The 18,655-nt window shown below is 63.2% G+C and carries 20 protein-coding genes; 8 read left to right on the top strand and 12 right to left on the bottom strand.

The window, feature by feature from the left end; genetic code table 11:
- Positions 1 to 6: 6 nt before the first annotated feature.
- Entirely contained in the window at positions 7 to 171 is a 165-nt protein-coding gene (locus IVB01_RS17015) for a hypothetical protein (RefSeq protein WP_247280068.1), read from the bottom strand.
- Positions 172 to 266: 95 nt separating this feature from the next.
- On the opposite strand from IVB01_RS17015, the gene IVB01_RS17020 reads away from it, so the two are divergent.
- Complete coding sequence (locus IVB01_RS17020; RefSeq protein ID WP_247449062.1) at positions 267 to 638, top strand: hypothetical protein; 372 nt, start codon at positions 267 to 269, stop codon at positions 636 to 638.
- A 103-nt stretch (positions 639 to 741) separates the two neighbouring features.
- Positions 742 to 1,092, top strand: coding sequence for a hypothetical protein (locus IVB01_RS17025; RefSeq protein ID WP_247280066.1), 351 nt, complete (start codon positions 742 to 744; stop codon positions 1,090 to 1,092).
- Between the two features lie 187 nt (positions 1,093 to 1,279).
- Here IVB01_RS17025 and IVB01_RS17030 read toward each other — a convergent pair whose 3' ends face one another.
- The 6 genes from IVB01_RS17030 to IVB01_RS17055 form a co-directional block, all read right to left on the bottom strand.
- On the bottom strand, positions 1,280 to 1,774 hold the full coding sequence (locus IVB01_RS17030; protein WP_247280065.1) for a hypothetical protein: 495 nt from the start codon (positions 1,772 to 1,774) through the stop codon (positions 1,280 to 1,282).
- A gap of 178 nt (positions 1,775 to 1,952) precedes the next feature.
- A complete protein-coding gene (locus IVB01_RS17035; RefSeq protein ID WP_247280109.1) occupies positions 1,953 to 2,684 on the bottom strand; it encodes an aspartate/glutamate racemase family protein in 732 nt (243 codons plus the stop codon).
- 4 nt (positions 2,685 to 2,688) lie between these two features.
- The gene (locus tag IVB01_RS17040) at positions 2,689 to 3,567 is read right to left on the bottom strand and encodes an ABC transporter permease (RefSeq protein ID WP_247280064.1); all 879 of its coding nucleotides are present in this window, start codon (positions 3,565 to 3,567) and stop codon (positions 2,689 to 2,691) included.
- A 3-nt stretch (positions 3,568 to 3,570) separates the two neighbouring features.
- Positions 3,571 to 4,530 carry an ABC transporter permease gene (locus tag IVB01_RS17045; RefSeq protein WP_247280108.1) on the bottom strand — a complete coding sequence of 320 codons (960 nt, stop codon included), beginning with the start codon at positions 4,528 to 4,530 and terminating at the stop codon, positions 3,571 to 3,573.
- Positions 4,530 to 5,819, bottom strand: a complete 1,290-nt coding sequence (locus IVB01_RS17050; RefSeq protein WP_247280063.1) for an extracellular solute-binding protein — start codon at positions 5,817 to 5,819, stop codon at positions 4,530 to 4,532. Before IVB01_RS17050 ends, IVB01_RS17045 begins: the two co-directional genes overlap by 1 nt.
- A gap of 42 nt (positions 5,820 to 5,861) precedes the next feature.
- Positions 5,862 to 6,848, bottom strand: coding sequence for an ABC transporter ATP-binding protein (locus IVB01_RS17055; protein ID WP_247280062.1), 987 nt, complete (start codon positions 6,846 to 6,848; stop codon positions 5,862 to 5,864).
- 256 nt (positions 6,849 to 7,104) lie between these two features.
- On the opposite strand from IVB01_RS17055, the gene IVB01_RS17060 reads away from it, so the two are divergent.
- Positions 7,105 to 7,812 carry a GntR family transcriptional regulator gene (locus IVB01_RS17060; protein WP_247280061.1) on the top strand — a complete coding sequence of 236 codons (708 nt, stop codon included), beginning with the start codon at positions 7,105 to 7,107 and terminating at the stop codon, positions 7,810 to 7,812.
- 33 nt (positions 7,813 to 7,845) lie between these two features.
- On the opposite strand, the gene IVB01_RS17065 is transcribed toward IVB01_RS17060, so the two are convergent.
- Complete coding sequence (locus IVB01_RS17065) at positions 7,846 to 8,040, bottom strand: hypothetical protein (protein ID WP_247296348.1); 195 nt, start codon at positions 8,038 to 8,040, stop codon at positions 7,846 to 7,848.
- 365 nt (positions 8,041 to 8,405) lie between these two features.
- Here IVB01_RS17065 and glsA point away from each other — a divergent pair, with 365 nt between their 5' ends.
- The 4 genes from glsA (at position 8,406) to IVB01_RS17085 (ending at position 13,435) form a co-directional block, all read left to right on the top strand.
- Positions 8,406 to 9,401, top strand: a complete 996-nt coding sequence (glsA, locus tag IVB01_RS17070) for a glutaminase A (RefSeq protein WP_247420731.1) — start codon at positions 8,406 to 8,408, stop codon at positions 9,399 to 9,401.
- Positions 9,402 to 9,470: 69 nt separating this feature from the next.
- Positions 9,471 to 11,138, top strand: coding sequence for an MFS transporter (locus tag IVB01_RS17075; protein ID WP_247420728.1), 1,668 nt, complete (start codon positions 9,471 to 9,473; stop codon positions 11,136 to 11,138).
- 359 nt (positions 11,139 to 11,497) lie between these two features.
- On the top strand, positions 11,498 to 12,061 hold the full coding sequence (locus IVB01_RS17080) for a DUF308 domain-containing protein (protein WP_247280058.1): 564 nt from the start codon (positions 11,498 to 11,500) through the stop codon (positions 12,059 to 12,061).
- Between the two features lie 57 nt (positions 12,062 to 12,118).
- Entirely contained in the window at positions 12,119 to 13,435 is a 1,317-nt protein-coding gene (locus tag IVB01_RS17085) for an amidohydrolase family protein (protein ID WP_247280107.1), read from the top strand.
- Positions 13,436 to 13,542: 107 nt separating this feature from the next.
- On the opposite strand, the gene IVB01_RS17090 is transcribed toward IVB01_RS17085, so the two are convergent.
- Entirely contained in the window at positions 13,543 to 13,770 is a 228-nt protein-coding gene (locus tag IVB01_RS17090; RefSeq protein ID WP_247280057.1) for a hypothetical protein, read from the bottom strand.
- Between the two features lie 130 nt (positions 13,771 to 13,900).
- On the opposite strand from IVB01_RS17090, the gene IVB01_RS17095 reads away from it, so the two are divergent.
- The gene (locus tag IVB01_RS17095) at positions 13,901 to 15,448 is read left to right on the top strand and encodes an FAD-dependent oxidoreductase (protein ID WP_247494698.1); all 1,548 of its coding nucleotides are present in this window, start codon (positions 13,901 to 13,903) and stop codon (positions 15,446 to 15,448) included.
- A gap of 124 nt (positions 15,449 to 15,572) precedes the next feature.
- Here the strand turns inward: IVB01_RS17095 and IVB01_RS17100 are convergent, their stop codons facing one another.
- From IVB01_RS17100 to IVB01_RS17110, 3 genes are all read right to left on the bottom strand, one after another.
- Positions 15,573 to 16,196 (bottom strand): transglutaminase-like cysteine peptidase, encoded by a 624-nt coding sequence (locus tag IVB01_RS17100; RefSeq protein ID WP_247280055.1) that lies wholly within the window; start codon positions 16,194 to 16,196, stop codon positions 15,573 to 15,575.
- 332 nt (positions 16,197 to 16,528) lie between these two features.
- Positions 16,529 to 17,140 carry a PilZ domain-containing protein gene (locus IVB01_RS17105; RefSeq protein WP_247494699.1) on the bottom strand — a complete coding sequence of 204 codons (612 nt, stop codon included), beginning with the start codon at positions 17,138 to 17,140 and terminating at the stop codon, positions 16,529 to 16,531.
- 169 nt (positions 17,141 to 17,309) lie between these two features.
- The gene (locus tag IVB01_RS17110) at positions 17,310 to 18,551 is read right to left on the bottom strand and encodes an MFS transporter (protein WP_256464566.1); all 1,242 of its coding nucleotides are present in this window, start codon (positions 18,549 to 18,551) and stop codon (positions 17,310 to 17,312) included.
- Between the last annotated feature and the right edge of the window lie 104 nt (positions 18,552 to 18,655).

Here is an 18,655-nt window from a genome sequence, read left to right on the forward strand (position 1 = left end):
CTATCGTCACATGCCCTCGGATTCGCGTGCCTCGATCGCGCCTGCCACCTTCTCGTGGCCGGCGGCCCATAGCGCATGCTCGTCGCTGCCGTCCGAATAGGGATTGGCTTCTGCCGGGATGCTTTCGCGCGCAGCGCGTTCGCCTTCAGCAAAGGGATCGCGATGGGTCATCGTGATTTGGCCTCCTCGCTTTCAAGCTGATGTGACGGCATTTGTTCCGGAACAGGTGATCGCGGCAGCGGTTGACCGGCAAAGGAGAATTTCCAATGTCTGCCAGATCGTCCGCAACCAAGACCATGATGGTGATCCTCGCACTCGCGGCGATTCCGGCCGTATCGTTCGCGCAAGCGACCGGCGGCTCTGCCGGATCGACCGGAGGCTCTGCGAGCTCGACCGGAGGTTCTGTGGGATCGACCGCAGGCTCTGTGGGATCGACTGGAAGCTCCGCGGGACCGACGGGCGGTGTCGCCAACTCGCCGGCCCCGCCGCCCGGGACCAACAGCCTGGGTGCGGCTCAATCATCCGGCCCGGGCTCCGGAGTCGCCACCGGCGGTGCAGGTGGGGCGGCTGATGCCACCGTCAACGCCGAGAACCGGCTGCTCGACAAGAAGATGAAGAGCATCTGCCGCGGCTGCTGACGCTCGCGCGGAAGTGAGACAGCGTGGCTGTCAGAAATGTCGAACTGACATTAGCTTGATCCGGCTTTGAAGCGTGGAGCGTATCCACGCGGAGGATCGAGTGATGTTACGCAAGATGATCATGGCGGCGGTGACCGTCGCGGCCGTAGGGCTGTCGGCGCCGCAAGTGGCCGAGGCGCGCGGTTTCGGCCATGGCGGCTGGGGCGGTGGCGGTTGGCATGGCGGCCACGGCCATTGGCACGGCGGCGGCTTCTGGCCGGGCGTCGCGATCGGGGCGGGGCTTGCCGGCGCCGGCTACTATGGCGCTTATTATGGCTATGGCTATCCGTATTACGGCAGTCCTTATTATTATGGTGCCGGCTATGACGATGGTTACGGCGGCTGCTACGTCGTTCGCAAGCGGGTCATGACGCCTTCGGGATGGCGATACCGGCGCGTGGACGTCTGCGAATAGCATCCTTGGCGAGTAGCCGGCCCACCAAAAAACAAGGCCGTTGACGCAGTATACCGTCAACGACCTTGCCAGCCCCGGACATTGAAATCGGCTCACGCCATCCGGTATCGCAAGCATCGCGCGGAATCACACGCGCGAATGTGATCCAGTTCACAAGTCGAAAAAATTCGTCGGTGTCGTGAGTTGCTCAGCCGCGCGACCGCTTGCCCGCGCTGGCCTGAACGCGGTGCCGCGCCGGTTTCCTGCGGGTAACGGAGGGTGTTTCGGCCTCGCTGGCCCGGGTGCTGGCAAAGGACTGCCGTAAGCCGTCGACGGACTCGTTCAGCGCCGCGACCTGCTCGGACAGGCGCTTGGTGTCGGCCTGCTGCGCCGCCATCAGCCGCTTCATGGTCTGGAGCTGGTCCTGCACGACCTGGAGCTGGTCGATCGATTCCTGCTGGGTCGCCTCCAGCCCTTTGGTCTTCTCGACGAGTTGCTCGGACGCCTGTGCGGTGCGGGCCTGGAGCTGCCGCGATGCTACCAGCCGGTCGGTCTCCGGTGCCGCGCCGGTATAGGCACGCCAGCCCGCGATCGAGGTCACGCCGGCGATCAGCAGGAGAAGCGCGGCCGCGGTCAGCGCGATCGGCTGGGCGCCGAGGCGAAGGAGAGGGGCGGATGGTGTGTCCTGTGCGAGATCGATCATCGCTGACAAAACCCAAATTGAAACTTGGTGAGTGGCGAAGACCGGCAACCCAGAGGATCACCGGGGCGTCCCGAAAGCCTTACGTTTCGGCAAGGAATGGGACCAAAAAGAGGCTAAGGGCAAAAAAACCAGCAATCAGCGGGAGTTGAAGCGTCCGAAGGCCCGTCGGGACCACGGATCAGGGCTGAAATTGCGAAAACGGCCCGGAATAGGTCTTCGACCGCGGCGCGGCATAGGGCCCGAGCCGGGACGTCGTCAGCCCGAGCCGCACCACTGATTCCGCCAGCGTCACGGCGGCCGCGACGCCGTCGACGACGGGCAGGCCGTGCGTGGCGGCCAGCTCGGCGGCGAGATCAGCCATGCCGGCGCAGCCGAGCACGATGGCTTCGGCGCGGTCATCACGAATCGCGGCCGAGATCTCCGCGGAGATCTGGCCGACGGCATCGGCATTGCGCTCCTCGAGCGCGAGCACGGGGACCTCGGCGGCGCGCACGCGGGCACAGCGTTCGGCGAGACCGTATTTTCGCAAATTATGTTTGATCGGCACGATGGAGACAGCGAGCGTCGTCACCACGGCGAAGCGCGCAGCGATCAGGCTTGCCATATGAAAGCCGGCTTCGCCGATGCCGATCACCGGGGCCTTCGCGGCGGCGCGCGCCGCGTCGAGGCCGGTGTCATCGAAGCAGGCAATGACGTGCGCATCCGCGCCGTCGCGATCAGCCTCGCGGATGCAGCCGAGCATGCCGGGCACGGCAAAGGCCTCGTCGTAAAATCCCTCGATCGAGACCGGGCCCATCGCCGGCTGGCGCGCATCGATCACGGTGCTGGGCAGGGCAACGGAGCGCGCGGCAGCGGCGATCTTCGTCGTCATCGCAACAGTGGTATTGGGATTGACGACGTGAAGCCGCATCGGATCAGACAAGTCCCTTGCCAGCGTCCGAGCCCTTGGCCGCCTGCCGCTTGTTGAGCATGTGGATGGTGCCGAGCGCAAGCGCGATCACCGTGAACGAGACGGCGGAGATCACGGTGCCGAGAGCATAAATGTCCGGGTTCGTCACGGTGGTGGTGAGGCCCTGCAGATCCAGCGGCAATGTATTTACAGCTCCGATCGCCTGGCTCGAGCGGGCGAGTTCGTCCCAGGATAGCGTGAAGCCGAATAGGCCAATGCCGATCACGGATGGCAATATGATCGGCAGCACGACATGGCGGAACGTCTGCCACGGCGTCGCGCCGAGATCGCGTGCGGCTTCCTCGAGCCTGGGGTCGAAGCGGTTGAAGATCGCGAACATGATCAAGAGGCCAAACGGCAGCGTCCAGGTCAGGTGGGCACCGAGGCCCGAAGTGAGCAGCCCCATCGAGGTCTCGAAGTTTTCGTTCCAGTGCGCCTTGATCAAGTCGTCGATGATGCGGAACTCTAGCGATATACCGAGCGAGGTGATGATCGAGGGCACGATCAGGCTTGCGATCGCCGAATAGAACAGGATGCTCTGCGCCCTGAACTTGCGGCGGAAGGCCATGCCGGCGGCGACTGACAGCACGACGGTGAGGATCATCACGATGATGCCGAGCAGCAGCGAGCGGTGGAAAGCCGCGCCGAGATCGACGATGCCGGTGCCCTGGAACAGCTTCGCGATCCAGAAGGTCGACACGCCATTCATCGGGAAAGTGAGGCCGCCCTGCGGCCCCTGGAACGACAGCACGTAGATCGCGATCATCGGGCCATAGAGAAACAGCACATAGGCCGCGAAGAAGATCGCGAGCACGTAGAAAGAGCGCGGGCGTCCTTCCTTCATGCTCTAGAGCTCCTTCTTGATGTCGACGATGCGCGACATCATGGTGATGATCAAGAAAGTGATCGCGAGCAGGATGACGGCGTTCGCCGCGGCGGCCGGGAATTGCAGCGCGTTCACCCGCGTCTCGATGATCTTGCCGGCGGCGGCGATCTGCTGGCCGCCCATCACGCCGATGGTGATGAAGTCGCCCATCACGATGGTAATGACGAAGATCGAGCCGATCACGATGCCGGGCTTTGCCAGCGGGATGATGACGTTGACCAGCGTCTGGAAGCCGCTCGCGCCGGCGTCATAGGCGGCCTCGATCAGCGACTTGTCGATGCGCACCATCGAATTGAAGATCGGCACCACCATGAAGAAGGTGAAGAGGTGGACCAGCGCCAGCACCACGGAGAATTCGGAGAACAGCAGCCATTCCAGTGGCTGGTTGATAAGTCCTGCTTTGACAAGGCCGGAATTGACCAGGCCGTTGCGGCCCAGCAACGGGATCCAGGCGATCATGCGGATGACGTTGGAGGTCCAGAACGGGATCGTGCACAGCAGCGACAATCCCATCTGCCAGGTCTTGGACTTGACGTGGAAGGCGAGGAAGTAGGCGACCCAGAAGCCGATGAAGAGCGTGATGGCCCAGACCATGAAGCACAGCTTCAGCGTCATCACGTAGGTGCGCCCGATCGTGCAGAGATCGGGGAGCTGCGCGATGCAGCCTTCGAACGTGTCGGTGTAGCCGCGGCCCGAGAAGGCCGGCAGCAGCTGGTATTCGTTGTAGTCCCAGAACGAGACGATGACGACGAAGACGAGCGGGATGAGGAAGAAGGCGAGAAACACCAGCATCATCGGCCCGGCCTGGAGCCAGGAGATGAAGGACGGGGACAGCCGCGTCAGTTTTGCGGCGCGCGCTGTGCCCGACCCCGGAATCAAGCCCGGGGCCGCCTGTTGCAGGACCTCTTCCGACATGTCGATTACGCCGCGATGAACTCATTCCATTTGCGGACCATGTAGTCGTTCTCGTCCATCACCGCGTTCCAGCAGGCGACGCCGCCCATGCGGTCCTCGTAGGAGCCGCCGTCACGCACGGCACCAGCTTTCTCGAGCAGCGAGCCGTCGGGCGCCTTGATGTCCTTTTCGGCCGGCTTGCCTTCCATCCAGTAGGCCCATTCGTAAGGCTCCATGTTCGCCTTCGCGGTGGAGAGCACGGCAGAGTAGTAGCCCTGGCGGTTGAGGTAGGCGCCGGCGTAGCCGGACAAGAACCAGTTCACGAACTCGTAGGCCCATTCGAGCTTGGGACCCGAGACGCCCTTGGAGACGCAGAAGCCCGAGGCCCAGGAGCGGTAGCCTTCCTTCAGCGGCTGGAAGGTGCAGGGGATCCCCATCGAGCGCACCTTCGTCACCGCCGGCGACCACATCGACTGGATGACGGTCTCGCCTGAAGCCATCAGGTTGACGCTCTCGTTGAAGTCTTTCCAGAAGGCACGGAACTGGCCGGCCTTCTTGGCTTCGGTCATCACCTTCATGGTGAGGTCGATCTCTTCCTTGGTCATGTTGCCCTTGTCGGCATATTTGTACTTGCCGGAGGCCTCCACGACCATGGCGGCGTCCATGATGCCGATCGAGGGAATGTTGAGGATCGAAGCTTTGCCCTTGAATTCGGGATTGAGCAGCTCGGACCACGAGCTGATGGGGCGCTTGATCAGGTCGGGACGGATGCCCAGCGTGTCGGCGTTGTAGACGGTCGGAATCAGCGTGACGAATTCAGTCGCCGACGTCGCGAACTTCTTGGAGTCCTTTCCTTCGAGATAGAGCACCTTCCAGGGCGCGGTGCCCTGGCCTCCAATCTTCTTGCCGCCGGGCGTCTCGCCCTTGGTGAAGACCGGCGTGATGTTGTCGAATTCCTTGATCTTCTTGGCGTCGAGGGCAAGGATGTTGCCGGACGGCACGATCTTCTTGAGCGAGAAATATTCGGTGTCCAGCACGTCGAAGGAGTTCGGTTGGGTCATCACGCGCTTGGTGACGTCGTCGGTGGTCGCGGTGATGTATTCGATCTTGATGCCGGTGTCCTTCAGGCATTGCTTGGAGATGTCGTCGCCCTCGTTTACGGCGGTGCCGAGATAGCGCAGCACCTTCGCATCGGCCGACTTCACATATGGAAAGCCGGTGATCGCGCCGGAGCCGGCGGCGAGGCCGGCAAGACCTGCAGTGCCCTTGAGCAGCGTGCGGCGGCTGACGCCCTTCGTCCTGGTGGTCTCGGTCATATCAGTCACTCCTCTGTTGCGCATTCCAGTGATCGATCGGCGCTATTGCAGGCGTTGCGCCTTGGCGGGATCCCAGGTGGCCAGCACGCGATCGCCCGGACGGAACGGGTGGACGTCGAAGGTTGCCTCGGGAACGTGGGAGAACAGGGCGGTGCCATCGTCGAGCGTGAGCGAGACAGCGATGAAGGAGCCCTGGTACTCGGTCTGGGTCAAAAGCGCCGGCGCGCCGAAGGCGCCGTCAGTGAACGGGACGATGCCGAGCTGATCGGCGCGCACCGCGATCAGCTTGCCGGAATCGTTGAGCACGTTATGGCCACCGATGAAGCGCGCCACGAATTCGGTGCGGGGACGGTGGAATATCTCGCGCGCGGTGCCCTGCTGCTCGATCCTGCCGTGGTTCATCACCACGATGTGGTCGGCGAGCGCCATCGCCTCTTCCTGGCCGTGGGTGACCTGGATGAAGCTGATGCCGAGCTCGCGCTGCAGCCGCTTCAATTCGCCCCGCATTTTCACCCGCAGGAAGGGATCGAGCGCAGAGAGCGGCTCGTCGAGCAGCAGAATCTGCGGCTCGGTGATCAGCGCGCGGGCGAGTGCCACGCGCTGCTGCTGGCCGCCGGAGAGCTGTGCGGGCAGGCGTCCGGCATAAGGGCTCATCGCCACCAGTTCGAGCAATTCGCCGGCGCGCTTGTGGCGCGTCGGCTTGTCGATGCCACGCATCTTCAGCGCAAAAGCGACGTTATCGATGACGCTGAGATGCGGAAACAGCGCATAGGACTGAAACATCATGGCCGTGCCGCGCTTGGCGGGCTCAACGTCGGTGACGTTCTGCGCGCCCAGGATGATGTCGCCCTCGCTGACGGCCTCATGGCCCGCGATCATGCGCAGGGTCGAGGTCTTGCCGCAGCCGGAGGGGCCGAGCAGGCAGCAATAGGTGCCGGCCGGGATCTTCAGGCTGACATCCTCGACCGCCAGCGTCGCGTCGTAGCGTTTGGTGACGGCAACCAGTTCGAGAGCGGCAGGAGTGGCCATGGCGTGTCCGACGGGAGGGCGATGCTTCCCGCCTCTCTCCGCAAGGTCCGTGCCAACGGCTCTCGGCGGTCAATTTCTCAAAACTGTGCAGCGGAGTCAGATCGTTAGATTGAATCTGGCCGATCCGGGCTGCCTGCCGCCTGCGCAATCACCTGCACACAAAACGGGCGAAGATTGTATAAAGTTTCGCCTGTGATTGGATACAGCTCGTCGACTAACATTCGCAGCCGAACGTTCTCGATCGAGCCTGACATCCATGGCCGCCAAGACCCGCCCGAAATTCGACGTGCCGGACGCGAGCGATCGCGTCAGTCGTATTCGGGAGGGCGTGACCGCCGCGATCCTCGAGCACCGCCTGTTACCCGGCACGAAGCTCGGCGAGGACGAGATCGGTGACATCTACGGCGCCAGCCGTACCCTGGTCCGCACCGCGCTGCAGCAGCTCGCGCATGAAGGCATCGTCAACATCGAGAAGAACCGCGGAGCCTTCGTCGCACGTCCGACGCCTGCGGATGCCCGCGAAGTGTTCGAGGCGCGCCGCCTGATTGAGCCGACGATCATTGGTCACGCCATCGACGCGGTATCGCCGGCCTGGATCGACCGTCTCCAGCGCCATCTCACCGAAGAACGCGAGGCCGAACTGCGCGGCGACGCGCGCGCCTCGGTCCGCCTCTCCGGCGAGTTTCACCGTCTGGTCGCCGAGATGAGTGGCCACAGCATCTATCTCGGCTTCCTCAAGGAGCTGATCGCGCGTTCCTCGCTCATCATCCTGCTCTACCGCCGCCATGACACGCCGGCCTGCGGCACCGATCACCACGCCGGCATCGTCGCCGCGATCCGCAAGCGCGACAGAGAGGCGGCCCGCGCACAGATGCTGTCGCATCTGACCGAGATCGAGGCCGAGCTGTTCTTGAAAGATCCCGCTGCCGATGAGCTGCGGCTGGTCGATGTGCTCGGCGCCTGAGCGAACCGCGTCAGTTGCCTATGGCAACGAAGATCATTCGTTTCGTTTGACGATTTTCAGCACGAGTAAACCCGCGCCAAGCACCAGGAAGAGAACGCCGAAGAAAGTCGTCCCGCTGGATTCGAAGGTCACGCCGACTGCGGTCAGCAAGCATCCGATGATGATTGCGAAGAGGCCGCCGAGCTTTTTGACCAGCAGGACATGTCCGTCAGTCGTTTGTGCCACCATGTTACGCCTCGTTTATATAATGTGGATTTCTTCGCGCTTCTCTTTCGCCCAATGATCCTTTCGCAGCCGCGCATGATCGTACTCCAGCGCAAGCGAATTACAATCTGACCTTGATTCTTATCTCGGTCGGTATTTGCTTTTGAATAGAGTTCGATACATGGCTCGACAGCGAGGCTTACGCATATGCCAGAAATTCCCGCTGCATCGCGCGGTCGCTGCATCTCTTGTGGAGTCGTATGGCAGGCCTGCAAAATCGCCTTGTGGTTGTAAATTGACTCGCTCGAGCTGGGGGAATCAACTGGTGGCGAGCGTCGAGTTCTAGAACGGAGCCGACATCAGTTGAATCCGTTCTACGGAGTGGTGCCATGGCGCGTCCTCTGGTTGACGAACGAGAGACGGCTTACGTCTCGACCGGCCATCTGCCCGGCGCGGACGCCGTGCAGTCGCTGGTGACCGAGGCACAGCGACGATTTCAAGCAAATCATGATGGAACCAACTCGCAGGTCTACCCCGCGCTCGCGCGCGTGCCGAGTGAGCTGTTCGGCGTCTGTGTCGTTGCGACAAGCGGGCAGATCTTCGGCGCTGGCGATGCCGACTACGAATTCTCCATCATGAGCGTGTCAAAACCGTTCCTGTTCGCGTTGGTCTGCGAGGCCATCGGGCCGGAGGAGGCCCGCGCCAAGCTCGGCGCGAACGCGACCGGTCTCCCATTCAACTCGCTCGCCGCGATTGAGCAGGGCAGCGGCCGTACCAACCCAATGGTGAATGCCGGCGCGATTGCGACGACCAGCCTGGCGCCTGGCGCTACCGCCGCGGCGCGATGGGCATTCATTCATGACGGATTGTCGCGCTTTGCCGGCCGCACGCTGCCGCTCAACGAAGAGGTCTACGCCTCGGCGTCGGAGACCAATTTTCGCAACCGCAGCATAGCGCGGCTTCTGGAGAGCTATGACCGCATCTACTGCGACGCAAAGGAAGCGACCGATCTCTATACCCGGCAGTGCTCTCTGAATGTGAGCGCGCGCGACCTCGCGGTCATGGGCGCAACGCTCGCGGACGGCGGCGTCAACCCCGTGACCAAGCAGCGCGTCGTCGATGCCTCGATCTGCCATTACGCATTGGCTGTTATGATCACAGCCGGGCTCTACGAGACCTCCGGCGACTGGCTCTACGACATCGGCCTGCCGGGCAAGAGCGGGATCGGCGGCGGCATCGTCGCGGTGTCCCCAGGCAAGGGCGGCTTCGGCACCTTCGCGCCGCCGCTCGATGCCGCCGGCAACAGCGTGCGGGGGCAACTCGCCGCAAAGTTCCTGTCGCAGCGGCTGGGAATGGATCTGTTCGTATCGAAACCAGAAGAGTGAACCGATGCTGAAAGGATCGGTCGGCTCATAGCCTGGCCGGTCGCAACGCCGATCAAGCTGGAGGACGCCATGGCCACGCAGACAATGTCGATCGGCGGCATTCACCAGGAGGAGCGCGCCTCATGGGTTCCCATGATCGCAATCGCGCTCGGCCAGATGATCATGTCATTCAACGTGGCTTCGCTGCCGGTGGCCATGGGTGGAATGGTCGAGAGCTTTGGCGTCGCGCCCACGACAGTCGCGACAGGCATCGTAGCTTACTCCATGCTGGTTGCCGGCTTCGTGATGCTCGGCGCCAAGCTTGCTCAACGATTTGGCGCGGTGCATGTGTTCCGCGGCGCGGTCGTGCTGTTCTTCGTCTCACAGCTCATGATGACGTTCAGCCCGTCCGCATCGGTCATGATTTCCGCGCAAGCGCTGTGCGGTCCCTCGGGTTCGGTGATCGTGCCTTCGCTGGTCGCGCTAATTGCCGAGAATTATGCGGGCCGCCAGCAGGCAACCGCGCTGGGTGCGCTCGGCTCGGCCCGTGCGGCTGCCGGCGTGCTGGCGTTTGTGGTCGGCGGCGTCTTTGGAACCTATATCGGCTGGCGGCCGGCGTTCGGAATTCTGATCGCGGCCTCCGCTATCGTTTTTCTCATGAGCTTCCGCCTCAAACCTGACCACGGTCGGCCTGACGTGCAGATCGACCTCGTCGGCGTGATGCTCGCCGCGACCGCGATCATCCTCATCAGCTTCGGCTTCAACAATCTGAACGGCTGGGGGCTCGCGGTGGCGACCCCGAACGCACCGTTTGATCTGTTCGGCCTTTCGCCCGCCCCAGTCATGATCTTGCTCGGCATCGTGCTGGGCCAGGCATTCCTGCTGTGGACGCACAGGCGGCAAGCCGCCGGCAAGACGCCGCTGCTGGCCTTGGCGGTAGTCGACTCGCCGGAGGAGCGTTGCGCGGTCTTTGCGCTGTTCGCGGTGGTCGCGCTGGAGGCTGCACTGAACTTCACGGTGCCGCTCTATATCCAAATCGTGCAGGGGCGTTCGCCGCTTGCGACCGCTATTGCGATGATGCCGTTCAACCTCACGGTCTTCTTCTCGGCGATGCTGATCGTCAATGTCTACGAGCGACTAACGCCGCGCCAGATCGGTCGCTACGGGTTTTCGGTTTGCACCATCGCGCTGGTCTGGCTCGCCTTTGTCGTGCGCAACGACTGGAGCGAAATTCCCGTGCTGTTCGGGCTTTTCCTGTTCGGCATTGGTCAGGGCTCGCTGGTGACGCTGCTGTTCAACGTCCTCGTGACAGAGTCTCCAAAAGCACTCGCCGGTGACGTCGGCTCCTTGCGCGGCACGACGCAAAATCTTGCCGCCGCAGTCGGGACCGCGGTCGCAGGAGCTCTTCTGGTCGGTCTACTCAGCACCATCGCACTCGGCAGGATCACGGCAAGTCCCGTGCTGACGCCGGAGCTTCAGGCCCAGGTCGATCTCGACAACATCACCTTCGTCAGCAACGACCGCCTGCGCACCGTGCTGGAAGGCACGAGCGGATCGCCGCAGCAGGTCGCGGAAGCCGTGCGGGTGAACACCGAGGCACGCCTGCGGGCGCTCAAGATTGGACTCTTGATCATGGCGGGTCTCGCCCTGATTGCGATTATCCCGGCCGGACAACTTCCTAACTACCTGCCGGGTGAGATCCCAATCGATGAAGCCCCTGCGAGAGCCTGCGTTGAAGAAGGGCAGAGGATTTCGTGAAAGAGAACCCAGGAATGAGATCAGTAAGCGAGATGGATCGACGCGCCGCGTTGCGGATGCTGTTGGGAGGCGTGATGGTCGCTGGTGCAGGAGTGACCCTAGAGTCGTACGATGCTGTGGCCCTGCCGGAGCCAAAGGATCATCCCGTTCCGAGCAGGCGCGAGCCCGCTGCCGGCACCTTTGCGCAGCAGACTGCCCGTCCGTTACAGGACCCCGGCCAACGCCCAGCGCGTCGGCCGCCACAACGTCCACGGCCTCGCCCGCCATCATGGCATCGGCGGCGTCGGCGCTGGGAGTGCTGGTGGCACCGTGGCCGCCGTCATTGCGGATGGCGTTGGAGGTAAACCGAGGAGGATGTCATGACCACTTACGACAATAGCGCACCCATGGGCGCGACGGGCCTGCCGCAACCGCCTCGCTGGGTCTGTGTGCTGCTGGGTCTGTTCATGGTGCTCGCAGGGCTGATGGTGCTCGGCGACATCGCGTTCTTCACCGTGGTCAGTGCGCTGTTCATTGGCTGGATGGCCATCGCCGCGGGCGCTTTCGAAATTTTCCACGCCTTCTGGACCAAGGGCTGGGGCGGCTTCGTCTGGCAGATCATCCTCGGCATGCTCTATATTGCCTTCGGCATTGTTCTGGTCACCCAGCCGCTGACCGGAGCGCTCCTGCTCACTTATGTGCTCGGCATTGCGCTCCTGGTCTCCGGTGTCGTACGCATGCTGATCGGCATCGGCCGCTGGCAGCAGGGCGGCGGCATCATATTCGCGTCGGGCGTGTTTGGTGTTCTGGCGGGACTCATCATCCTGACGGGCTTTCCGATGACCGGGCTGTGGGTTCTGGGACTGTTGCTCGGCATCGACTTGTTGTCTCATGGCATCGGGTGGCTGACTTTTGCGTGGCTCCCTGTGGCAAAGCCTGCGTAAGCGCTGCGGAGATTACATATGAGTTGGCGTAGGCCGGCGACGCTCCTGCGGGCTGTCATGGCGCTTTGGTTCGTTGGAGGCGTCTTCGGTCTTCCGTCACCGGTATCGGCGCAGCAGGACCCCGCTATCCTGTTCCGCAACGTCCGGATATTCGACGGCAAGTCCGTTTCGCTCTCTGCACCATCCAGCGTTCTTGTCCGGAACAAGACCATCGAGAAAATCTCAATTGGCGAAGCCACTGCTGCCGGTCTGGTAATCGACGGCGGTGGCCGCGTGTTGATGCCCGGGCTGATCGACGCACACTGGCATGCGATGCTGGTGCGCCCGACGCCGATGGCCGCGCTCGCAGGCGATGTTGGCTACAACAATCTGCTCGCCGCGGCCGAGGCAACTGCGACGCTGATGCGCGGCTTCACGACCGTGCGCGATATGGGTGGCCCCTCGTTCGGACTGAAGCAGGCCATCGACGAAGATCTCGTTGCCGGCCCTCGCATCTATCCCTCGGGCGCAATGATCACCATCACCAGCGGTCATGGCGATTTTCGTCAGCTTTCGGATCTGCCGCGCACGATCGGCGGCATGCTCAGCCGCATGGAGCGGATCGGCGGCAGCATGGTCGCCGACAGTCCCGACGAGGTCCGCATGCGGGCGCGCGAGCAACTGATGCAAGGCGCTTCGCAGGTCAAGCTTGCGGCGGGCGGTGGTGTCGCGTCGCCGTTCAGCCCGCTCGATGTCTCGACCTTCACCGAGCCCGAACTCCGCGCCGCGGTCGAGGCGGCCGACAATTGGGGCACCTATGTCGCGACCCATGCCTATACCCCGGTCGCGATCCAACGCTCGATCGCGGCCGGCGTCAGATGCATTGAGCACGGTCACCTCATGGACGAGGCGAGCGCGAGGTTGATGGCGGAAAAGGGAATATGGCTGAGCACACAGCCGTTCCTCGATCTCGCCGGCGCGGCCGCGCTTGGGCCTGCCGAACAGGACAAGATGCGGCAGGTGGTTGCCGGCACTGACCGCCTTTATGCGCTGGCAAGAAAGTACGGCATCAAAACCGCGTTCGGCACCGACGTCTTGTTCTCGAAGGCACTGGCGGACAAGCAAGGTGCGTTGCTGAGCGCGCTCACGCGCTGGTACACGCCGGCCGAAGCATTGACTATGGCGACGTCGACCAATGCGGAACTGCTGCGCCTCTCCGGTCTGCGGGATCCCTATCCCGGCAAGCTCGGCGTCGTGGAGGAGGGGGCGCTCGCCGATCTCCTGCTCGTCGACGGCAATCCGCTCGAAGACATCAGGCTCATCGAAGATCCCACGAAGAATTTTGTGGTGATCATGAAGGACGGCAGGATCTACAAAAACAGTCTTGAGCACTGACACGCGCGCGCGTATCTGCGCCGCTTGTCGCCTGCGCCGGATGGTTTTTGGCTCGACGGTCAGGACCGGCGTTTTGTCGAAGTCGCGGCCGGACCCCAGCGAGCGCATCAGCGACTGTACTCGCTTTCGGCGGCAAGCTGCCCGTCAGGCGTGATCTCGTATTCGCCGTCCTGCTTGGTCATCCATCCTGACCTGACCATCTCGCGTGCAAGCTGGATCGAGCAGATCGGATGATTGCCTCCTGGGTAATACAGCCTGTCATTCCGGACGAGCAGGTGTCCGTACAATTGGGCTTGACGTAACGCCCTGCGCATTCCGGGTGATGGATTTTTCATGCGGTTTCAAGCGCGAGCGCGATGAAGGTTCCTAATGAATGTGGTGATCTTCAATGGCATTTCCGCTCGCCGGCGGTCGGAGAGGAACCCTCGTCCCGTCGCATCGTTTGTTGCTTCGAGGAGTAGTGTCATGAATGTACGAGACGAGCACACCCGATCGCTCTGGATGGATGTTTCGGTTGCCGACGCCCCGGCGCTATCCGGTACGATGGGTACGGACGTCGTCATTGTCGGTTCTGGAATTGCCGGGCTGTCGGTCGCCTATGAGCTCGCCAGCCATGGACGCTCGGTCGTGGTGCTGGACCGCGGCGGCATCGGCAGCGGGATGACGGCGCGGACCACTGCCCACCTGGCCACCGCGCTCGACGACGGTTACGACGAGTTGGTGAGGGTGCGCGGGCTTGATTGCGCGCTCCGCTACTATCAGAGCGTTGCTGCCGCGATCGATCGCGCCGAGGTCATCCAGGGTGCCGAGCACATCGATTGTGATTTTCGACGCGTCGACGGTTACTGGGTGCTGGCGTCCGAAACGCCCGCATCGGAGCTGGACAAGGAATTGGATTGCTGTGGCAAGCTCGGAATTCCCGTCGAGAATTGCATCGAGCCAACCCCGTTCCATGCCAAGGGCCAGGTGCGTTCGCTGCGCTTTCAAAGCCAGGCGCGCATGCACCCGACCAAATATCTCGCGGGGTTAGCGCGTGCACTCGAGCGGCGGGGTGTGCGGCTCTTTAGCAACACCTGTGTTGAGAGCATCGGTCAACGCCACGGCGACATGGTCGTGACGACGGCCTCGGGTCACGAGGTCCACGCCGCCGACGTGGTGGTCGCGACGAACTCGCCCGTCAATGTGCAGGTGGCGATCCACACCAAGCAGGCGCCTTACCGCACCTATGCGCTTGCGGCGAAGATTGCGGCCGGCGCGCTGGAGGATGCGCTCTATTGGGATACGCTCGATCCCTATCATTATGTCCGGCTCCAGCCGTTCTCTGCCGACGAGGACATCGTGATCATCGGCGGCGAAGATCATAAATCGGGCGAAGCGAACGACGGCGCACAGCGCCTTGACGCGCTCGAGCGCTGGGCCCGCGATCGCTTGCCCGGTTTGCGCGAGGTCACTCATCGCTGGTCCGGCCAGGTGCTGGAGCCGGTTGATTTCGCCGGCTTCATCGGCCGCAGCCCCGGCGAGGAGCATCTGTTCATCGTCAGCGGCGATTCCGGGCAGGGGATCACGAATGGGCTCGTCGCCGGCCTTTTGGTGACGGATCTGATCACGACGGGTGCGAGCCCGTGGCAAGAGATCTACGCCCCGTCACGGAAGATCCAGAAGAACATCGGCGAGTTCATCAGTGAGAACATCACCCCGCTGAAGAATTTTGCGGAGTATCTTGCGGCGAGCGAGATTGCGAGCGTCGAACGGCTGCGGCCGGGCGAGGGGCGTCTCGTCCGCAGCGGCCTGAAGAAGATTGCCGCTTGCCGGGACCGCAACGGACGTCTGCATCTGCACTCGGCCAGCTGCACCCATCTCGGCTGCGTCGTGCACTGGAATGCGCTGGAGCAGTGCTGGGATTGTCCCTGTCACGGCTCGCAGTTCGCGCCTGACGGCACGGCGCTCAATGGTCCTGCCGTGTCACCGCTCGGCGAGGTCGATAGGCCCGCTAATCTCGAAGCCGCGGAGTGAGCGGCAATTCCCTCAAAAAGTTGCGGCCAGGCTTTGGGGGAAGCCTGGCCGCGCGCGAACCGGTCTGGGACGGGGAGGGGTGGGGATGTGACCGGGCCGCGTGACTCTTTCCTTGGGTGAACGATCAATCTCTCGCGCTGGCGGTCGAGACCGCCGGCTTGGTATCGCCCAGCGAGACCCAGACGTTGGGATCGCTCTGCGACTGGCGCTTGACGAAGCGGTAGCCGGTCTCCGTCCAGGCAAGGACGTTCTCGTTCTGATTGTCGAGAACGAACTCGCCCTTGTCGGTCTTCACCGTCAGCACCGCGTGACCTTCGCCCTTCTTGTCGCGCACGACGGTGATGAGCAGGGCCTCGCGCGGCCATCCGGCATCGATCAGCATCTTGCGCTTCAACAGCACGTAGTCTTCACAGTCGCCGTAACCGTCTGAGGGCAGCGACCACTTCTCGATCACGCCCCAGTGCTCCTGGTCGGTCAAAGGCTTCACGGTCTCGTTGACCCAGCGATTGACCTTGATGAGGTCGCGCCATGCAGCCTGCGACATCACGATATCGCGTGCCTGCGTCGGCCCGCCCTGGCACTGAGCGGCATTGTCCGCACAGAACTCGACCCAGCCGATCGGCGCACGCGTGGTGTCGCCGAGGCTCGCGTAGAGCAGGCGGCCTTCGCCGGCCTGCGCTGCCGCGCTAAATCCGAAGAGCATGGCAGCCAGCGCCAGCCCTTTCCCCTGTCCCCTGAAATCAAACATTGCGGCCCCCGTTTCTTGTTGGGACCACATTTCGCACGGAGCTTTTGAGTTGCCGCTAAGTCATCCAAGTCAAGTCGAGACGAATGCAAGTAAAACGCGCGTCGAATTCGAACTATACTTGAATCGAATTCTCATAAAGTTTGAAATGACTGCAATTGATTCAATTTTTATCTATTAACGCGGCAAACGCTGCTGAAGCCGTCGTTTGCGCGCAGCTGCAACCCTTGCGTTAACCCGCGGGGGGCCGGTCGCAACGCACGAAAAAGGCGGCGTCCGCATCACGGAGGCCGCCTTCGAGGCCGGAAATGCAGTGGTTTTGGGGTCGTTGCGCTTTACCGGGCGGTAACGCTCTCTTCGAGTGTCTCGGCCGGCTGCTCGTGCATGAACTCCAGGGCGAAGCCGTCTTCGAGGTTTCGGACCACCCGGCCCTGGACCCGGCCGAGCAGAACCGTCGATTTCAGCGGCGGGCGGTTCTCCGCGGCGATCGCGGCGCCCGACAGCGACAGGTCGATGATGCGGCAGGTCATCTTGGTGCCATCCTCGAGCGTCAGCACCGCGATCGGGTTGCGCGGCACGACACGGTCGTGGCGGCGGTCTTCCGGCAGATTGAGGATGTCGCGGTTGGCGAGCCAGGTCAGTTGGGCCGCAAGCTTGTCGCGCTTCCGCGGTGTCGCACCGATCGTCATGGCGAAGCCATTGTCGATGATCCGGGTGATCTTGCCCTCGACGCGGCCGATATGGTCGAGATAGGCGACGACGCGGTCGCCGACATTGCCGATGCCGGGGGCCAGCAGTGCCAGCCCGCCCGGCGACATGTTGATCACCTGGCAGGGGAATTCGCGGCGGTCCGGCAGCATGTAACGGCCGAGCAGGTGCACTTTCACCCGCTGGAAACGCCGACGCTCCTCGGCGGCCGGAAGAAATTTTTTGTTCGCCAACGCCATTTCCAACACCCGACCCCCCGCCCGGGCGGAGTCCGGGACGACCCTAAGGTGCATAGGGTTAATGCCGCGTTAGGATCGGGCCCGCCGGACACGGACAGACACAATGCGCTGGAAAAGCCACATCAAGGGCGGGCAGGCCCGTCCGCGCACCCCAGCCGGGCTGAGCCGGTCAAGCCTCTCGCACCCGCCGCCGATAGAGAAGACACAGCCCTGCGAGCAGCACGGCGGCCGAGAGCCCGAGCGACCAGTGAATGCCGATCGCCGCGCCTGATAGTCCGACCGTGATGCCGCTGAAGGCGCGCATGCCGAGGCCGGCCATGTTGTAAAGGCCGACGACGCGGCCGCGGATGTCGGACGGTGCGTTCAGCTGCACCAGCGCCTGCGCCATGGTGTTGAACGACAGCTCGAAGAAGCCCGCGCAGAATAGCAGCACGATCGCGGCCGGATAGATCCGCACCAAAGCGAAGCCGAGCAGCGCCCCGCTCCAGCACATCGCCAGCATGATCGCGGTGCGCGGCGTGCCCTTGAGACGCCCCCAGGATTCCAGCGCGATGCCGGCGAGCAGCGCTCCGGCCGCGTCGGCCGCGAGCAGCATGCTGTAGGAGACGCCGGGATCGCCATGGCCGAGATCGCCGGCAAAGCCCGGCATCTGGGCATGATAGGCGTTGCCGATCATGAAGGAGGTGAGGCCGGCGAGCCACGTCATCGCTGACAGCACCGGCTGCGTGCCGATCGCGCGCATCGTCAGCACGATGTCGGCAAGGCCGCGCACCGCGAAGCGCCGCATGGCGATGCTCTTGTCGCGCATCGGCGCCCAGAACAGCCACAGCAGCATCGGCAGATAGAACAGCGTGTTGAAGATGATGCCGTGCGAGGTGCCGAGGCTGAGCATGATGATGCCGCCAACGGCAGGCCCGACCAGGATGCCGAGATAGCGTGCCATCGCGTTCAGCCGTACTGCGCTCGGCAGATCGGCGGGGCCGACGAGGTCGTAGAGCAGCAGCTGGTTCGGCGTCTGCCACAACACGCCGGCGCAGCCATGGATCACCAGCAGCAGCATCGCGTGCCACATCTGGATAGTATCGGTGAGAAAGAAGAAGCCCCAGCCGCTCGATGCCACGATGAACAGCACCATGCCGCACTGGATGATGCGTCGCGGATCGAACCGGTCCGCGAGCCCGCCGACCGCGACCGAGAACAATAGGAACGGCAGCCAGTGCGACAGCACCGCAAAGCCCGCCAGCGCCGGCGAATGGAATTTCTGGAACACCACCCAATAGCTGATCAAATGCTCGATATTGTCGGCCATCATCGCCAGCACGTAAGCCGTGAACTGGAGACGGTAGGGCACGGACTTCATCGCCGCGAACGAGCCGGACGCGGCCAAGGGATTCTGGGGGAGGGGGTTCAAGCGAGCACCTTGGTGGACTGCTCGGGCCTTACACGGTCGCTGGCGAGCGCTCAAGACAATTGGGTGTGTGAGAGGGTTGCTCGGCCTCGTATGCAGCGCGATCA

This window comes from Bradyrhizobium sp. 164 (assembly GCF_023073715.1).
Lineage (GTDB): Bacteria > Pseudomonadota > Alphaproteobacteria > Rhizobiales > Xanthobacteraceae > Bradyrhizobium.